Below are 16,064 nucleotides of genomic sequence, written 5' to 3'. Positions count from 1 at the left end.
ACCGCGGGCGATGTGAGCGGCGACATGTGTAGAATGGCCGGCTCCGAATGCTGCTCGTCAGACAATTCGGAGTTCGTGGCTGTGGGCCACACACTATTCCAGACCTTGTGCGAGGCCTGGCTGATGCATGTTCCAACCTTAGGTTCAATGTTTGCCGGTTACCGCAAGCACTACACTATTTGCCACATGTCCGTCCCTCGATTTATTGGTAGAAGCTCGCTGTCTGAAAGACAGCAGGAGCCCAGCCCAGGGTTAGGGAGCCTCAGCGACCGACACCCTGGGTGGCTGGTGAAAAGCATGGCGCTCTGAAAGAGCGCAGGAGTCGTCGCCACATCCCTGAACATCCATGGCCCAGTCCCTCGCGAAGGTTTATCTCCACCTGATCTTTTCAACGAAGGATCGCGTGAAGGTGTTGCCGGATGATATCCGTCCAGCGTTGCACGACTACATGGGAGGTGTCTTACGCGAGGCGGATTGTTCATCCGTGGAAATCAACACAGAGCCTGACCATGCGCATGTGTTGTTTCTCCTTTCGCGGACCACGACCATCAGCAACGTGGTGAGAGATCTGAAGAAGGGTTCTACGAACTGGCTTCGCGCACAATACACTCAGTTGCGTGATTTTTATTGGCAGCACGGCTACGGTGCATTCTCCGTGAGTTCCTCGAACGTAGATGCGGTATCTGAGTACATCCGAAACCAACGCGAGCACCATCAGAAGCAGAGCTTCCAGGACGAGTTCCGTGCCTTCCTGAAGAGGCACGACGTGGAGTTTGATGAACGCTATGTCTGGGATTGACCATCTCCTGCGCTCTTTCAGAGCGCGACGCTCTAGCGCGTCTACCCAGGGTGTCGGTCGCTTAGGCTCCCTAACCCTGGGCTGGGCTCCTGCTGTCTTTCAGACAGCGAATGCGGTTGGTCTGGCAGCACTGAAGAAGGTATCGGAGTTCTTAAGGTTTCATATTTGGCGACGTAGGTGGGTGCGTCGAATGGCCATCGGCTTGGCGCTGCTGGCCGCTGTCGCCCTCCTCACCTATGCCCTCTCTCCCAAACCCGAACTCTACCCCCACGGACTCACCTTCTCGCGTGCATTGCTCGACCGTGACGGCAAGGTGATTCATCTCACGCTGGCGGGGGATGCACGGTATCGGCTGCACACCCCGCTGGCGGAGATCAGTCCGGATCTCATCGAGGCGACGTTGTTGCTGGAGGATCGGCATTTCCATTCGCACCCGGGGATCAATCCGCTATCGCTGGGACGAGCATGCTGGGGTGTGGTGACGGGCACGCGGCGTGGGGGTGCGTCCACGGTGACGATGCAATTGGCGAGGCTTCGCTATGGTCTCTCCACAAAATCTTTCGCGGGGAAGTTCGTCCAGATGTTGCGGGCGCTACAACTTGAGCGGCACTATTCCAAGGAGGAGATTCTGGAGGCTTATCTCAACCTCGCGCCCTATGGAGGCAATGTGGAAGGTGTTGGCGCGGCATCGCTGCTGTGGTGCGGAAAGTCTGCGAAGGACCTGACCCCGCGTGAAGCGGTAAGCCTCAGTGTGCTGCCGCAGAGTCCCACGCGTCGTCGCCCCAAGATCGTGGGCAACAACGATGCGCTGGCTGCAGCGCAATTCCGTCTCTGGCAGCGCTGGCAGGAGGCGCATGGTCTGCGAGCAGATGGACTCGATGCCACCTTCACGCTGCAGCCAGAAGCGAAGCCACCTCGCGAGACGCCGCATCTGGCGCGCCGTTTATTCGCGGATGTCACTGTGGCAGACACGGTGCAGCATCCACCCCTTGCAACGACCATCCATCTCGGCATGCAGAAGCAGATCGAGGGCTCGATGCGTGACTATCTCACCGTGCGCCGCGAGGTAGGCATGACGAATGCCTGCGCGTTGCTCGTGCATGCGCCCACGCGCGAGGTGCTGGCTTATGTGGGCTCCGCGAGTTTCCTGAATGTGGATATCTCAGGGCAGGTCGATGGCGTCACGGCGCGTCGCTCACCGGGCTCGGCGCTGAAGCCATTCATCTACGCACTGGCGCTTCAACAGGGCCTGCTGCATCCACGCAGCCTGCTGCGTGATGGCCAGGTAGCGTTCGGTGATTACAATCCGGAAAACTTCGACCGCGAATTCACCGGTCCCATCTCCGCAGAAGATGCGCTCTTCCGCAGCCGCAACATTCCTGCGGTCGCGCTCACGCGGAAACTGGCGGAGCCGGGCCTGTATGGCTTCCTGAAGCAAGCGGGCGTCTCCCTGCCGCGACCGGCGGAGCACTACGGTCTCTCGCTCCCCCTCGGTGGTGCCGAGGTGAGCATGGAAGAGCTTGCCTCCATGTACGCCATGTTAGCCACGGATGGTATTCCTCGTCCGCTCCTGTATGCACACGCTGCTCAAGAGACGGCTCATGGGGCAAACCCACTGCTCACTCCGGAGGCCTGCTTCCTGGTGCGGCGCATGCTCGCTTCGCGCGAAGAAGAGGCTGGACTCAGTGACCTGACCATCTCATGGAAGACCGGCACCTCGCATGGGTTTCGCGATGCCTGGGCGGCAGGCATCCGTGGAGAATATGTATGCGTGGTGTGGATTGGAAACTTCAACGGCAAGTCCAATCCCTCCTTCATCGCACGGAAATGCGCTGCACCGTTGCTCTTCGAAATCTTCCATCGCTTGCGTCTTCCCTGGCATCGCGATGTGCCACCGGAAGGCGTGCGTGAGGTGCAACTCTGCGCCGTGTCCGGACAAATCCCCACACCTCATTGCCAGCACTGCCGCATGGGATGGTTCATTCCCGGAAAGTCGTCCATCGCGCCTTGCGAAATCCATCGCGAAGTGTTGATCGATGAAGGCACGGGTCTGCGCGTGGTGGCGGACGATGGCAAACGCAAACTGCGTCGCGAAGTGTACGAGTTCTGGCCACCGGACATGCTGGCACTCTTCCGCCAGGCCGGCGTGCCGCGCCGTGAAGCGCCGCCGATGGAAGCCAGCTCGGTGGCGCTGCGTGCAGCCCAGTCGCAGGACACCCCGCGCATCGTATCACCGCAGCCGAGGCTGACGTATTCGCTGCGGGTGAACGACTCCAGCAAGCAGGTCATCCCACTACGCGCCGAGACGTCCGCAGGTGTGCGTACCATCTTCTGGTTTGCCGGAGCGCAGTTCCTCGGCAGCAGCACGCCCGCCGAGCCACTGCTCTGGAAGGCCACCGCAGGCTCATGGAAACTCCATGTGCTGGATGACCATGGCCGCAGCTCCACCTGTGACGTGAAGGTGGAAATGGTGGAGTGAGGCTCGCAAATGACGCCGGCTGGAAGCCAGCGCTCCCAGGGCCTCAGGGCACGAAGATGTGCAGGGGACTCTTTTCGGTGAGCCAGGGTTTCAGTTCCACCCAAGGCACGGTGTACTGCACATTACCGCGGGCGTACGAGGAGACTTCATAGGGATTGAAGTGGACCACAAATCCCCCCGGCGAGAGGAACCAGGTGAACTTGCCCTCCTCATACTCCACATCTCCAAGGCTGAGTCCGGCGTCCGGACCTATTTCTTCATTCGGCGCCAGACCCTCTGCCTTGTGCAGCTTCTCTACACCAATCTTCGGTAGAGCCTTCAGGAACTCCGGCTTGAAGAGGGTCGCCAGAGTGAGTTCCGCACCTGTGTTTGTATTGAAGGTGTGAAACTCCGTCGCGCTATTGGGATGCGCGCCGCCCATGTAGTCGGAGGTGACGTGCTCGGTGCACAGAACGCCGTTCGCATTCAGACGCACGCCGGAGATGTAGTTCAGGCTCCACTTCTCATGGTTGGCGATCATGTCGTCATCACGCTCGGCCAGCATGGCTTTGCTGATGTCTTCCAAGGTGGCGGGCTTGGGCTTCTCAGGCTTTTTCTTTTTGGTGGACTCTTCCGGAGCCTGCCCTTCCTCAGCTTCGGCTTCCTTGAAGGTCTCCACTGCGGACTGGCGCAGGGTTTGATTGATCTTTTCCGCGCCCTTCACGCCGCTTACTTCAACGATGGTCGCGGTATGCTCCAGGCTGGACAGACCCTTTGCGGTCCGCTCCTGCCAGGAGGACTCCAGGGCGTGCACCTTCACCTTGGCTGAGCCTGAGGGAGGGAAAGGTGTCAGCTTGAAGGGCAGCTTCTTCTTGCCTTCACCATCCGTCCAGGTGCCGCTGATGGTGCCATCGTCATTCAGCTTGCCGCTGAAGGAGCCGGTCTGCTCGTAGCCCTTCTTGGTGCCGGCGTAGATTTGCTCATCGAGCTTGATCTCGTGCCATCCGGCATCGCTTCCCCAGAGGGTGATGGGTGTGCCTTTGCTCTCATACCAGTACTGCCCGCTAAAAACATAATTGCCTCCATGCAGCCCCCGTGCAGGCTCGCAATCGAGCTGCATCTGGATGGCCAGTTTCTCACCGATGGTCCCCTTGTACTGGCGGCTGAAGGCCTCGGGCCACATGTCCTCCGGCTCGCCCTCCTGGGAAAAGCCGGTGGTGGCAGTGGTCAGCAGGAGGGAGAGGAGAAGAGCGAGTCGCATGGGAGTGAGCGGCGGTGAGTGGTGGCGGCTAGCTGACGGCGGCGGCCAGTCCTTCCATGGCAGCCTTCATGTCGGCGGGGCCATAAGCTGAGGTGCCGCAGACAAACAGATTCGCCCCATGACGTTTCGCGATGGGAGCGGTGTTCACATAGATGCCGCCGTCCACTTCCAGGTGGTAGCGCAGGTTGTGGCTGTCGCGGTACTTCTTTGCCTCCAGCAGCTTCGGCATCGCTTCCGCCTCCATGAAGGCCTGGCCGCCGAAGCCGGGCACCACGGTCATGATGAGCAACAGGTCAATCATGCCAAGGTAGGGCTTGGCTGCCTCGAAAGGAGTTGCGGGATTCAGCACCAGTCCGGCCTGCACACCGGCGTGGCGGATGCGCTTGAGGGTGGCTTCCACATCTGTGTCGTACTCGGCTTCCACATGGATGCTGATGTTGTTCGCACCTGCCTTCACAAAGCGTTCCAGATAGTGGTCCGGGCGGTGGATCATGAGATGCACGTCCAGGAACATCTCCGTGTGCTTGCGCACTGCCTGCACCATGGCCGGGCCGAAGGAGATGTTGTCCACGAAGTTCCCGTCCATCACATCGAGGTGCAGCCATTTGGCGCCGGCGGCTTCCGCACGTTTCACCTCAGAGGCGACATTGGCGAAATCAGCAGCGAGCAGGGAGGGGAGAATAAGGGGCGTATGGCAGTCCATGAGTCCCGTCCAGTATGCGGACAACCCGGGGGATCGCAATCACCTCGTTTTGACAGTTCAGCCTGCTTGGGGTGGGCAGGTCTCCTCCGGCGGATCCGGCACCGGAGCCCGTTTCCCGCCAAAGGCAGCCCGGAGCCGCTTGTCCGAGGAGCTTTCCTTCCGGCGGATGGATGCCGGGGCCACCTTTAGGCCGGAAAGACGACGCGCTTCCCGGCCCTTTTCCCAATCCTCGAGGGTGATGGGCTCATTCATCCGGATGACCGGGGGCTTTGAGTCGTCAGTCATGGCGTTTCTGTAGACTCAATTTTCACCTGTTCGACCAGTTCGGCCAACTCCTTTTCCACCCGATATTCCGGCAAGGCGGCTACGCGCATCGCCTCCTGCCAATCTATTTCCACGCCGCCTGCAAGCCCGGCGGACACGAGCTTCCTCGCACAAGCAAGGGAATCATCATCCCTCGCCGGATACAGCGCCATCAGCATCCTCTCCGCCAGGAGGTCCTCGGGTTTGGAAAGGAGCACATATTGTCCGGTCGAGGGGTCCGTGATTTTTCGAAATTGGGTCTGCGCCAGGGTCTCGACCTCCCCGAGAATATCTACGAACAGGCCCGCCACCTTGAAGCTCCTCGGCCCTCCGGTGGCGCCCACTTTGCCCATGAGCTCGGCCACGACCCGCAGTTCCGGGCGGCCACGTAGCAGGAAGCAGATGTCCACATCGCCGCTCATGTAGTCGCCGTTGGTGTAGAACTCGATGGCCGAGCCACCGACCACTACCGTCTCGCAACCAGATTCACGGAACAGCGAAGCGACAAGCATGGCCAGTCTCAGGGCCTTTCGTGCAAGGTCCGTCTCCTGCTCCACGAGGCGCAGTTGCTCCTGGGTGTCCATGCCGGGAGGATGCTCCGTATTGTTCCATCGCGCAATAGAGCCTTTACCGGCAATTGGTTTCACAGTTTCAATCTCATTGCGTGCCGGGGCGCGTCCATGCAAACTATCCCCTCCACCCCTTCCCGCGAAACCGCTCCCTATTTCCCGGGTTTGGTCTGTGCTCCGCCTCCCTGATTTCATGATTTCCTGGTTCGCCCGCAATAGCGTCGCCGCCAATCTGCTGATGATTGCAGTGATTGTCGCCGGCGTGTGGACGCTTTGGGCGGGGAAGATCCCCCTGGAGGTGTTCCCTGAGGTGCCGTCGCGCATCGTCAGCATCAGCGTGCCCTACCCGGCCTCCGACCCGGAGGAGGTGGAGGAGATGATTGTCATCAAGATTGAGGAGGCCATCCAGTCGGTCGCGGGTATCAAGAACATCAATTCCCTGGCCTCCTCCAGCGGCGCGAACATTTCCGTGGAAGTGGAGGAGGGCCGCGATCCCCGGCAGGTGCTTGAGGACATCAAGATTCGTACGGATGCCATCCCCGAGTTTCCCGAGGAGGCGGAGAAGCCCGTCATCCAGGTGGATGATGAAAGGCGCTCGGTGATCACCGTGGTGATCGCGGCGGACATGGGTGAGCGCGATCTGCGCCGTCTCGGCGAGCAGGTGCGGGATGAGCTCGCGGCCCAGCCAGGCATTTCCTACGTGACGCTGGCGGGCTCACGACCGCTGGAGATTGCCATCGAGGTATCTGAGGAAACGCTGAGGAAATACGGCCTCACGCTGGAGTCCATCAGTTCGGCGATTCGCAATGCAGCCATCGACCTGCCTGCCGGTGTGGTGCGCACAGAGGCGGGGGACGTTTCCATCCGCACCAAGGGACGCGCCTATACGGGTGAGGACTATGCGAACGTAGTGGTGCTCACACGCCCGGATGGATCCAAACTCACACTGGGCGAGATCGCGAAGATCGAGGACGGCTTCAATGAAAACCTCCTCTATGCCCGCCTGAATGGGAAGCGCTGTGTGGTGGTGAACGTGATGCGCGAGGGTAACCAGAACGCCATCACCATCGCGGACAATGTGAAGAAGTATATCGACGATGCCCGCCACCGCATGCCGGATGGGGTGAGCATCGAGTACTGGAATGATCGTTCAAAGATCGTGAAGGGGCGCATCGACCTGCTCCTGGATAATGCAAGGAGCAGCCTCATCCTCGTGCTGCTTTGCATCGGTCTCTTCCTGCGGCTGGAATCCGTTTTCTGGATTGTGGTGGGCCTGCCGGTCTCCTTCCTGGGCGCGTTTGCGTTGATGCCGTACTTCGACATCACAATCAATATCTCCACCTTGTTCGGATTCATCCTGGTGCTGGGCATCGTGGTGGATGACGCCATCGTGATCAGTGAACACGTGGACACCCTGCGAAGGCAGGGCATGAATCCGATGACCGCTGCCATCGAAGGCACCAAGCGCATGGCGGTGCCCATCACCTTCGGCGTGCTCACCACGGTGATGGCGTTCCTGCCGATGATCTTTGATTCGAGCGACATGGGCCGCATGTTCAAGCCCATCGCGATTGTCTTCATCATGGTGATGCTGATCGCGCTGGTAGAGACGAAAATCATCCTGCCCGCGCACCTGGCGCACCCGATTCGGCCGTTGGAGGAAGTCGGCCACCTGCTCGATCCTCTCCACCGCTGGGCAGATGGCATGCTGGAGGGTTTTGTGAACCGGGTCTACCGGCCCTCTCTCAAGTTTTGCCTCGATCACCGGTACACCGTGCTGGCGTGCAGCTTCGGAGGCCTTGCGATTTTATGCGGCATGTTCTTCAGCGGGCGCATCCAGTATGTGGAGTTTCCGCGCATCGCCAGTGAGCGCATTGAGGCGCGTCTCTCCATGCTGGAGGGCACGCCCTTCGAAGTGACGGATGCCCACATCGCCCGCATCTATGAGATCGCCGAGCAGATGCGGAAGGAATATGTGGGTCCGGATGGCACGCCGGTCATTCGCCACATCATCGCCACCACCGGCACCACGCGGTTGACGTCCAGCTCCAGCAGCGGCGGTCAGGCACACATCGGGGAGGTGAATATCGAGACCTATGGCCCCGAGGAGCGCACCATGAAGGTGAACACGGTGGACATGGCCAATGAATGGCGCAAGCGCATCGGCACCATCGTGGGCGCGGAGGAGGTGAGCTTCCGTTCGGAGATCTTCCGCTCTGGCGATCCCATCGACATCCAGCTCACGGGCACGAATCCTTCGGAGCTGTTGGAACTCTCATCCGCGATCAAAGATCAGCTGGCCAAGTATCCCGGCGTCTTTGACATCAATGACTCACTCGACACCGGCAGGAATGAAATCCAGCTCCGCTTGAAACCGGAGGCGCGGCAATTCGGCGTCACCGTGAGTGATCTCGCTCGCCAGGTGCGGCAGGCCTTTTATGGCAGCGAAGTGCAGCGCATCCAGCGCGGGCGCAATGAGCTGAAGGTCATGCTGCGGTATCCGCGGGATGAGCGCCGCAGTCTCTCCACCTTGGAGACCATGCGCGTGCGCACGACCGATGGACTTGAGATTCCTTTCAGTCGTGTGGCTGAAATGAAAGTGGGCAAGGGCTTCTCTGCCATCCGTCGTGTGAACCGCCAGCGCGCGCTGAACATCACCGCGGACGTGGATAAGAAGTCCGTGGACCTCGTGGCCCTGCGTGCGGACATCAGCCAGCACCTGGAGGAGTTCATGCGCCCGCATCCCCACGTGAAGTGGACCTTTGAAGGTGAAGCCCGCGCAGAGCGCGAGAGCACAAAAGCAGCATGGGTGATGTTCGCCATTGTGCTCTTCGGCCTTTACTGTCTCACAGCCATTCCGTTTAAGAGCTACTTCCTGCCCTTCGTGGTGCTGGTGGTCGTGCCCTTCGGAGTGGTGGGGGCGGTGCTGGGGCATGTCTTCCATGGCTTCCCCGTCAGCAAGATGAGCATCCTGGGCATGCTGGCCGTGTCAGGCGTGATCGTGAATGACACGCTGGTGCTGGTGGATGAGATCATCCACCGAAGGCAGACAGACGGAGTCGTCAGCGCTGTGCGCGAAGGCGGCGCCGCGAGGTTCCGCGCCATCTTTCTCACACAAATCACCACGTTCTTCGGACTGGTGCCGCTCATCTTCGATGGCACCTGGATCGCGAAGGTGGCGCCATTCTTCTTCAGCCAGGGGGCGCAGAGCACGCATGCGCAATTCCTCACGCCTGTGTCTGTGGCCATGGGGTACGGCAGTCTCTTTGCCACGGTGATCTGTCTCTATCTCGTGCCCATGTGCTACATGGCACTGAATGACGTGGGACAGGTCCTCAGCCGCTGGTGGGGCACGATAGTACCGTCATCGGGAACCAAAGAGGAAAACCTGCCGGGTGTGGAAGCGTAGCATTCCGCATGCGGATTCCTCTTCTCCCGATTTTCGCGCTGACCCTCCTCATTTCCCTCTGTGGTGCTCCTGCGCTGCGTGGTGAAACGTTCCAGCGCACGCTGGATGCCTTCGATACGTTGGCACTTCCCGGAGGCGGCAAAGCTGCCACAACTCCGGCGGAGTGGGAATCCCGGCGCAAGGTGATCTTGGAGGGCGTGCAGGCCATCATGGGCAAGCTGCCGGGGGATGAGAAACGCATCCCGCTGGACGTGCGGGTGGAGGAGGAAACGGACTGCGGGACCTATGTGCGACGACTCATCAGCTATGCCTCGGAGCCGGGGAGCCGCACACCGGCGTACCTGTGCATTCCGAAGTCTGCCCTGTCAGGGAAGCCAGCGCCCGGAGTTCTCTGCCTTCACCCCACGGATAACACCGTCGGCTACAAAGTGGTGGTGGGGCTCGGAGGCAAGCAGAACCGGCAGTATGCCAGCGAGCTCGCGGAGAGGGGCTTCGTCACCATCTCGCCAAGCTATCCGCTGCTCGCGAACTATCAGCCGGACATCAAGGCATTGGGATGGGAGAGTGGCACCCTGAAGGCGGTGTGGGATAACATGCGCGCGCTCGATCTGCTCGACTCGTTGCTCTACGTGAAGCATGGGAAGTATGCCGCTATCGGTCACTCACTGGGTGGACACAATTCCGTTTACACCGCTGTCTTTGACCCGCGAGTCCAGGTTGTCGTTTCTAGCTGTGGACTGGATTCCTATCGCGACTACTACGGCGGCGATGCCACCAAGTGGGTACTGGAGAAGGGTTGGTGCCAGACACGCTACATGCCCAAGCTGGCGGGCTATCAAAACAGACTCGCGGAGATCCCGTTCGATTTTCCTGAATTGCTCGCCGCGCTGGCGCCGCGCCACGTGCTCATCAATGCCCCGCTGAAGGACTCCAACTTCAAATGGGAGAGCGTGGACCGCGTGGTCGAGTCTGCGCGTCGTGTGTATGCGCTGCATGGAGCGGCGGATCGGATTGCCGTGGAGCATCCGGATTGTGACCATGACTTTCCGGATGCGGTAAGGGAGAAGGCGTATGCGTTGATTTCGGGGGTGTTGAGCAAGTGATGATGCGCTTTTGCGCACTTGGAGTGGGGCGTCAAGTTTCCCGCACTGGGCATGAGCGTCAGGTTAGGGATGTGGAAATGGTGACTAAGGTGCAGCCACGGAAATGCGACAGCTATCAATGTAGTTACGGCTTCAGCCGTACGGGTGCGCAGTCACGCGCGTAGCGTGAATTATTCGACCGAAGTTGAAGCTGCCTTGCAAGCAGTAGCTTCGCAGGGCCGCGTATGAACGTCAGGTCAAGGATATGGAAGTGGTGCCGAAGGCCTTGGACTGCGTGCAGCCCTGCTGCCGCTTTCCTCAAGTGTAGCCTGCTGCACGCTTCACCGCGACGAAGTCGCCAAGCTGTTTTGGACACGTTAGCCTACGAGTGCATGTCACCATCGCCGCGGCAGGCTGCGGACTCTCCAAAGCGGCAGCAGGGCTGCACGCAGTCCAAGGACGCTGCGCGTCACAGCATCCGGATCTGTCGTTATTGGTTCCTTCACTTTTGGTGTCATACAGCTTTCTTAACCCGACGTTCATGCGCCCATGCGGAACACGACACCACACTCCAAACGCAAGCTCACTGGTAAGCGCCGAGACTGGTCTTTATTCTGGCATCGGCCTTCACGACCGACAAGGAGATCGCTACGAGTCCTCCGTCGATCATCTCATCCCTCCGCCATCGCCTCCTGCAAGCTTTGCAGTGCCTCCGCCGCCGACTGGTGTCGATCATTCGGATCGCGTTGCATGAACTTCAGAACCCAGTCCACCACGGGCTGGCCCAGGTCGGGGCGGAGTTCCGCCAGCGGGCCCACTTGATGGTACATGTGAGACATCATCACTTGAGGCTCGGTTTTTCCGGTGAAGGGATAACGTGCCGTGAGCGCATGAAAAAAGACACACCCGGTGGAATACAGATCCGTGCGCGCATCCAGGGGACTGCGCTCAAACTGCTCCGGTGCCATGAAGTGGATGGAGCCCAGTACGCCACCTTTGATATCCATGGTCTGCACGGAGGGGATGGCCGAGAACTTCGCGAGGCCGAAGTCGAGAATCTTAAACTTGAGCTCACCGGTGGAGAGCCACACCAGCTTGATGTTCGCCGGTTTCATGTCGCGGTGCAGGATGTTTCGCGTGTGCGCCGCCTTCAGTCCATTCAGGACATCCTCCGCCAGCATGGAAAACTCGCGCATGGGGAAGGGAGCGTGCTCGATCGCCTCCTCAAGCGTCTGCCCCTCAAGATACTCCATGACTACGTACGGCCCTTCTTCATCCACGCCCATGTCATACAGGGTGACAATGTTCGGGTGCTGGAGGGCGGAGAGCGTTTTCGCCTCGCGCAGCAAACTGGCAGTCACATTCTGGATGATGGCCGACTGCGAAGCTGCGCCCTCCACCGTGTGCAGCTTCTTGATGGCTACCGGCCTGTCCAGTTGCGTGTCCAGCGCGCGGTACACCGTGCCTGCGCCACCATGCCCGATGACCTCCTGGATTTGATACCGTGTGCTCAGTGCATGCATGGCGATAACCTCTCCTCCAGATCAGCACATTCCGATCCAGCAATACTATATCGCATGGCAAGGCCTGCCTCCAAGGACATCGCGCTGTCTTTCAGGCCGGGAGGTGTCCGGCTCGGCAACCCGCCTTGAGGTCAGGACCGTTTCAGATAGACCGAGCGGATGAAGGGCTTGTCCGGCCTGGATTCCAGCACCATGAGGTCAGTCTCCTGGCCCTTGGCCAGGCCAAAGACGAAACCGGAGTTCGGCAGCTTGAGTTTGACCCTCCTTTCCTTTCCCGCAAAGGTATAGACGAGGATGGCCCAATAAGTGCGCACATAGGACCGCTTTTGGCCTGGGGTACGGTCGGTGTCCTGTTCGCGGGAGTAGACCTCGATGTCCTCCACCAGTCCCTTGATGGCGGTGCCCTGGGTGAGAGTCTTCTTCACGGTCAGGTACCGCAGTATTAGCAGCACCAACGCCACCACAGCCACCGCAATGGCAATGGGAGGCACCATTTTGCCTATTTCGGCGTCGAAGGCGGTGTTCTCGGTGACCAGCGCACCGGGGACCGGCCGTGTCACCCAGTACATGCCGGCAGCCACCACCAGTGAAAAACTGCATGCCTTCGCCCACCTGCCGAACGCCCGGTCATTCCAGTACAGGGTGGTGAGGCTGGGGAAGAGTGATGGTAGCGTGGGCTTGGCGCTCATGGGAGAAGGTGGAGTCGGGCCTTGCCTGCACAAAAGCGCACGGAAGCCGTCGGCGTCAAGAGGCAGCCGCGAGATGATGTCTCCCGAGCTTATGGAGCGACAGCAGGGAGCAAGTGGCACGGAGCCGTAGCCGTCTATCCCAGAAATAAATCGGGTCTTCTTCTATCGCTGGGATTCATCGGGCCAAGCCCAATCATCCAGGGTAAGTCGGCCGATGAAATCATTGTACGGACTGCCTTCATATCCATCCTCAAATGGCTTGATGGCGAATATCTCCAGAGCCTTCAGACTCTCGAAGACGCCGGCTGAAAACTGCTGTTCCAACACTCCCGCGAGAATGTCTCTTTGTTCCTCTGTAAGCTCAGACAGCAATACATTGATCTTATGCTGTTCAGGAATGAAGTCAGCAGTTGCGTTCGCATTCCAAACTCCTTGCCTTGCACGAGCCGGACCTATCTGCCCCTGGCCGCTTTTGCACTCTTCAACGAGATGGTCGATGACCTGTTTGTAGACTGCCGGCTTTTCCATGGTTGTTTCTACTTCAAACTCTTGATGTACAAGATCAGCGACTCCACCTGCGACTCATTCAGGATGCCCGCATAGATCGGCATGCCGGTATCGAACTTCTCAAAGCCCTTCACCACCTTCGCGCTGGGGTTCAGGATGGATTCGCGGATGTAGGCTTCATCCGCCACGGCCGTGCCCTTCTTGGCCAGTTCACGCTTGGTGCCGTAGATGCCCTTCCAACTCGGTCCCACCTTGCCCACCGTCGTGCCGTCGATGCTATGGCAGGCCATGCAGCCAACCATATTTGAGAGGCGCAAGCCTTCCTCCACGGTGGGCTTCGCCATCGCGGCGACCTCCACCTTGCGCGGCGTGAGGTCGACCTTGATGTCATCAAAACCCTCCTTCACGGGGTCGAAGGTGGCCAGTTCATAGGGGGTGAAATACGCGGTGTTCTCCGCCTTGTGACCATCCTTGCTCTGCAGGCCCCAGCCGATGCGCATCTGGTTCACCCCGGCCTTCATGTCGGGAATGCCGATGAACACACTCTTCCCATCCTTGCTCAGATACGCACTGCTGGCGGCCATCCATTCCTGGCCGGTGGTGCCATCCAGCTTCAGGTGCGGTGAGCCGTACTCGGCGGTGCGCTTGTAGTTCCAGCGTTCCGCGGAAAAGCTCGCGGGGTCCGAGGCCAGCTTCGGATCGAGCGCCTCGGTGAAATGCAGCAGCACGCCCTTGTCCATCGGGGTGCATTCTTTCAGCAGGACGCGTGGTGCGCCGGTGTAGCGGATGCGGGAAATGCCGCTGAGCTTCTTCGCCGTGGTGCCCCACACCTGGAATCCGATGACATAAAGCTGGCCATCCGCCGGATTCACGACGGCATTGAGCGGACCGAAGTCGAAGTCCCGGCTGAAGGTCATCACCGTCGCCTGCGGCTTTGAGAAGCGTTCATTGATGAGCACACGGAAGATCTCCGGGCGGTTGTAGCCCACATGGATGAGCTCGTCATTGAGTGGTCCCATCTTCGCGCCCACGAGCCAGGTCTGCGTGGCGCCGCTGGGATTCACAGGGTGGGGGATCCACACGAGTGGATCCGCGATGGGCGCAGGATACTTCTCCTTCGGCGCGATGGTCGGCACGTGTCCGTAGAACTGATTCTTCTCCACGATCTGGATGGGCGTGGAGGGCACATAGTTCCCCTGCTGATCGCTCGCGGTGACGAGTCCCGTCTTGGGATGCACGCCGATGAATGGCTGGCGCAATCCATAACCGATGACCTCGATGGTCTTTCCATCCGGAGCCACGCGGATCACGGTGCCGTTGTGCCGACCATACGTGGTGCCTTCCTGCCCGCCTTTCGAGATATACAGCGAGCCGTCCGGGCCAAGCTTCATGCTGTTGGGGAACTCACGCGTCTCCGCCGTCTGGGAGAAGAGATTGCAGAACATCTCATACTCATCCGCCTCGCCATCGTTGTTGGTATCGCGCAGCTTCCAGATACCATCGCGGTCATAGACGAAGATCTCATTCTCCGCGCCTCTCTTGCGCACCACGATGGACATGGGTTCATGCAGGCCGGAGGCAAAGCGCTTCCACGTCAGCTTCTCCAGGTCACCCTTCATCCCGGAGATGTGCCAGATATCGCCATCGAAGGCGACCGCAACGGCTTCGCCCTGATCATTGAGGAACGCCAGATCCGCGAGGCGCACATTGCGCTTCCACGGGTTCGTAGTGGGAAGCTCAATCTCGTCCAACACGTATGCGTCTTGCGCGGTGGAGAGCTTGGCACCGGTGGTGACACTCTGCGGCCAGACAGCCGGGTGAGCCTCATGCTTCTCTGATGCTGGTGCTGGTGCTGCTGACTTGGCCGCCTTTTCAGAAAGACCATGGAGCACAGTGAAACGCGTGGCTGCCGTGGCACTGCCGATCTTCGCCGCGGTCTGCGGATGCAAGGCGCCATCTTTCCCGGGAGGCAGCACGGTGAGCGCTCCACCTTCTGTGCCGGAGATACGAGACTGTGCCTTGCTTCCGCCAAAGGCCGTGCCGGGAAGGAACACGAGCGACTTGTCTCCGGCTCCGACTTCAATATCGCGCTGCACCGCGTGGCCGCCATCGGCATCAATCACGCGGACCTGCTCGCGAATCGAGCGGCCGCCCACTTCGTAGTCGATGAGCACGCCATCCTTGGTCATCGTCACGCCCTTGAAGCTGGCCATCGTCGCATTGAGCGGGCCGCGACCCACTTCCTCGGGTGAAGGTGTGGGCGAGCGTGGGTCGGAGTATTCCGGAATCTCTCCCACCACCCAGCCCGGGTAGATGCCATTGGCGATCCACGGCTTGCCCGTGGGCTGGGGCAGGAACTCCTGGCCGTCCTTCGTCTTCTGACCGGCCACGACATAGGAGCCCGTGGAGAGCGCGACCGGAGTCACGGGAGGCTGGCCTTCCTCACCCTGCCAGATGAGCGCCATGCGCAGCAGGTCCGTGTCATAGCAGGCCCAGAGATTGTGCCCGAGGTTCAGCACCAGGCCGCGGGGTGTGAGATTGTCCTTCGGCCAGCCTTCACCCAGCTCACGCGCATCCAGGACGGACGAGAAGAAGGGGAAGTTCGGCTCCACCCATTCGGCCCATGGCGAGGGCGGGAGGGTCTTCTTGTCGTCCTTGGCATGGCACGAGACGACGAGTCCGAGGATGAGGAGAAAAGAAAGCGGGCGGAGCATGGCGGGAGCAGCGGGGAGCTACAAGAAACACACGCTTGCGCCCCGGT

12 protein-coding genes are annotated in these 16,064 nt (G+C 60.1%); 4 read left to right on the top strand and 8 right to left on the bottom strand.

Annotated elements, in window-relative coordinates; all coding sequences use genetic code 11:
- Nucleotides 1–346: 346 nt before the first annotated feature.
- Entirely contained in the window at nucleotides 347–799 is a 453-nt protein-coding gene (gene tnpA, locus G5S37_RS26450) for an IS200/IS605 family transposase (RefSeq protein ID WP_165208280.1), read from the top strand.
- Between the two features lie 190 nt (nucleotides 800–989).
- Entirely contained in the window at nucleotides 990–3,278 is a 2,289-nt protein-coding gene (gene pbpC / locus G5S37_RS26445) for a penicillin-binding protein 1C (protein ID WP_165208278.1), read from the top strand.
- Nucleotides 3,279–3,321: 43 nt separating this feature from the next.
- On the opposite strand, the gene G5S37_RS26440 is transcribed toward pbpC, so the two are convergent.
- From G5S37_RS26440 to G5S37_RS26425, 4 genes are read right to left on the bottom strand one after another with little or no spacing between them, the layout of a single operon-like run.
- Nucleotides 3,322–4,518, bottom strand: a complete 1,197-nt coding sequence (locus G5S37_RS26440; RefSeq protein WP_165208276.1) for an RsiV family protein — start codon at nucleotides 4,516–4,518, stop codon at nucleotides 3,322–3,324.
- A 28-nt stretch (nucleotides 4,519–4,546) separates the two neighbouring features.
- Complete coding sequence (gene rpe, locus G5S37_RS26435) at nucleotides 4,547–5,221, bottom strand: ribulose-phosphate 3-epimerase (protein WP_165208274.1); 675 nt, start codon at nucleotides 5,219–5,221, stop codon at nucleotides 4,547–4,549.
- Nucleotides 5,222–5,278: 57 nt separating this feature from the next.
- Nucleotides 5,279–5,506, bottom strand: a complete 228-nt coding sequence (locus G5S37_RS26430) for a hypothetical protein (RefSeq protein ID WP_165208272.1) — start codon at nucleotides 5,504–5,506, stop codon at nucleotides 5,279–5,281.
- On the bottom strand, nucleotides 5,503–6,171 hold the full coding sequence (locus tag G5S37_RS26425; RefSeq protein WP_165208270.1) for a hypothetical protein: 669 nt from the start codon (nucleotides 6,169–6,171) through the stop codon (nucleotides 5,503–5,505). The genes G5S37_RS26430 and G5S37_RS26425 overlap by 4 nt, the downstream gene beginning before the upstream one ends.
- 115 nt (nucleotides 6,172–6,286) lie before the next feature.
- Between G5S37_RS26425 and G5S37_RS26420 the strand changes: the two genes are divergently transcribed.
- Entirely contained in the window at nucleotides 6,287–9,502 is a 3,216-nt protein-coding gene (locus G5S37_RS26420) for an efflux RND transporter permease subunit (protein WP_165208268.1), read from the top strand.
- Between the two features lie 8 nt (nucleotides 9,503–9,510).
- The gene (locus tag G5S37_RS26415; protein WP_206026153.1) at nucleotides 9,511–10,605 is read left to right on the top strand and encodes an alpha/beta hydrolase; all 1,095 of its coding nucleotides are present in this window, start codon (nucleotides 9,511–9,513) and stop codon (nucleotides 10,603–10,605) included.
- A gap of 650 nt (nucleotides 10,606–11,255) precedes the next feature.
- On the opposite strand, the gene G5S37_RS26410 is transcribed toward G5S37_RS26415, so the two are convergent.
- The 4 genes from G5S37_RS26410 to G5S37_RS26395 form a co-directional block, all read right to left on the bottom strand.
- Nucleotides 11,256–12,107 (bottom strand): serine/threonine-protein kinase, encoded by an 852-nt coding sequence (locus tag G5S37_RS26410; RefSeq protein WP_165208266.1) that lies wholly within the window; start codon nucleotides 12,105–12,107, stop codon nucleotides 11,256–11,258.
- 131 nt (nucleotides 12,108–12,238) lie between these two features.
- Nucleotides 12,239–12,796 (bottom strand): hypothetical protein, encoded by a 558-nt coding sequence (locus tag G5S37_RS26405; protein WP_165208264.1) that lies wholly within the window; start codon nucleotides 12,794–12,796, stop codon nucleotides 12,239–12,241.
- Between the two features lie 162 nt (nucleotides 12,797–12,958).
- Nucleotides 12,959–13,324: a DUF6547 family protein gene (locus G5S37_RS26400; RefSeq protein ID WP_165208262.1), complete on the bottom strand. Its 366-nt coding sequence runs from the start codon at nucleotides 13,322–13,324 to the stop codon at nucleotides 12,959–12,961.
- A gap of 8 nt (nucleotides 13,325–13,332) precedes the next feature.
- Complete coding sequence (locus G5S37_RS26395) at nucleotides 13,333–16,017, bottom strand: DUF6797 domain-containing protein (RefSeq protein WP_165208260.1); 2,685 nt, start codon at nucleotides 16,015–16,017, stop codon at nucleotides 13,333–13,335.
- Nucleotides 16,018–16,064 lie beyond the last annotated feature (47 nt).

Origin of the sequence: Roseimicrobium sp. ORNL1 (genome assembly GCF_011044495.1) — a bacterium.
Classification (GTDB): Bacteria; Verrucomicrobiota; Verrucomicrobiia; order Verrucomicrobiales; family Verrucomicrobiaceae; genus Roseimicrobium.
The sequence above is the reverse complement of the archived record's forward strand: the minus strand, read 5'-3'. Positions and strand labels throughout refer to the sequence as shown.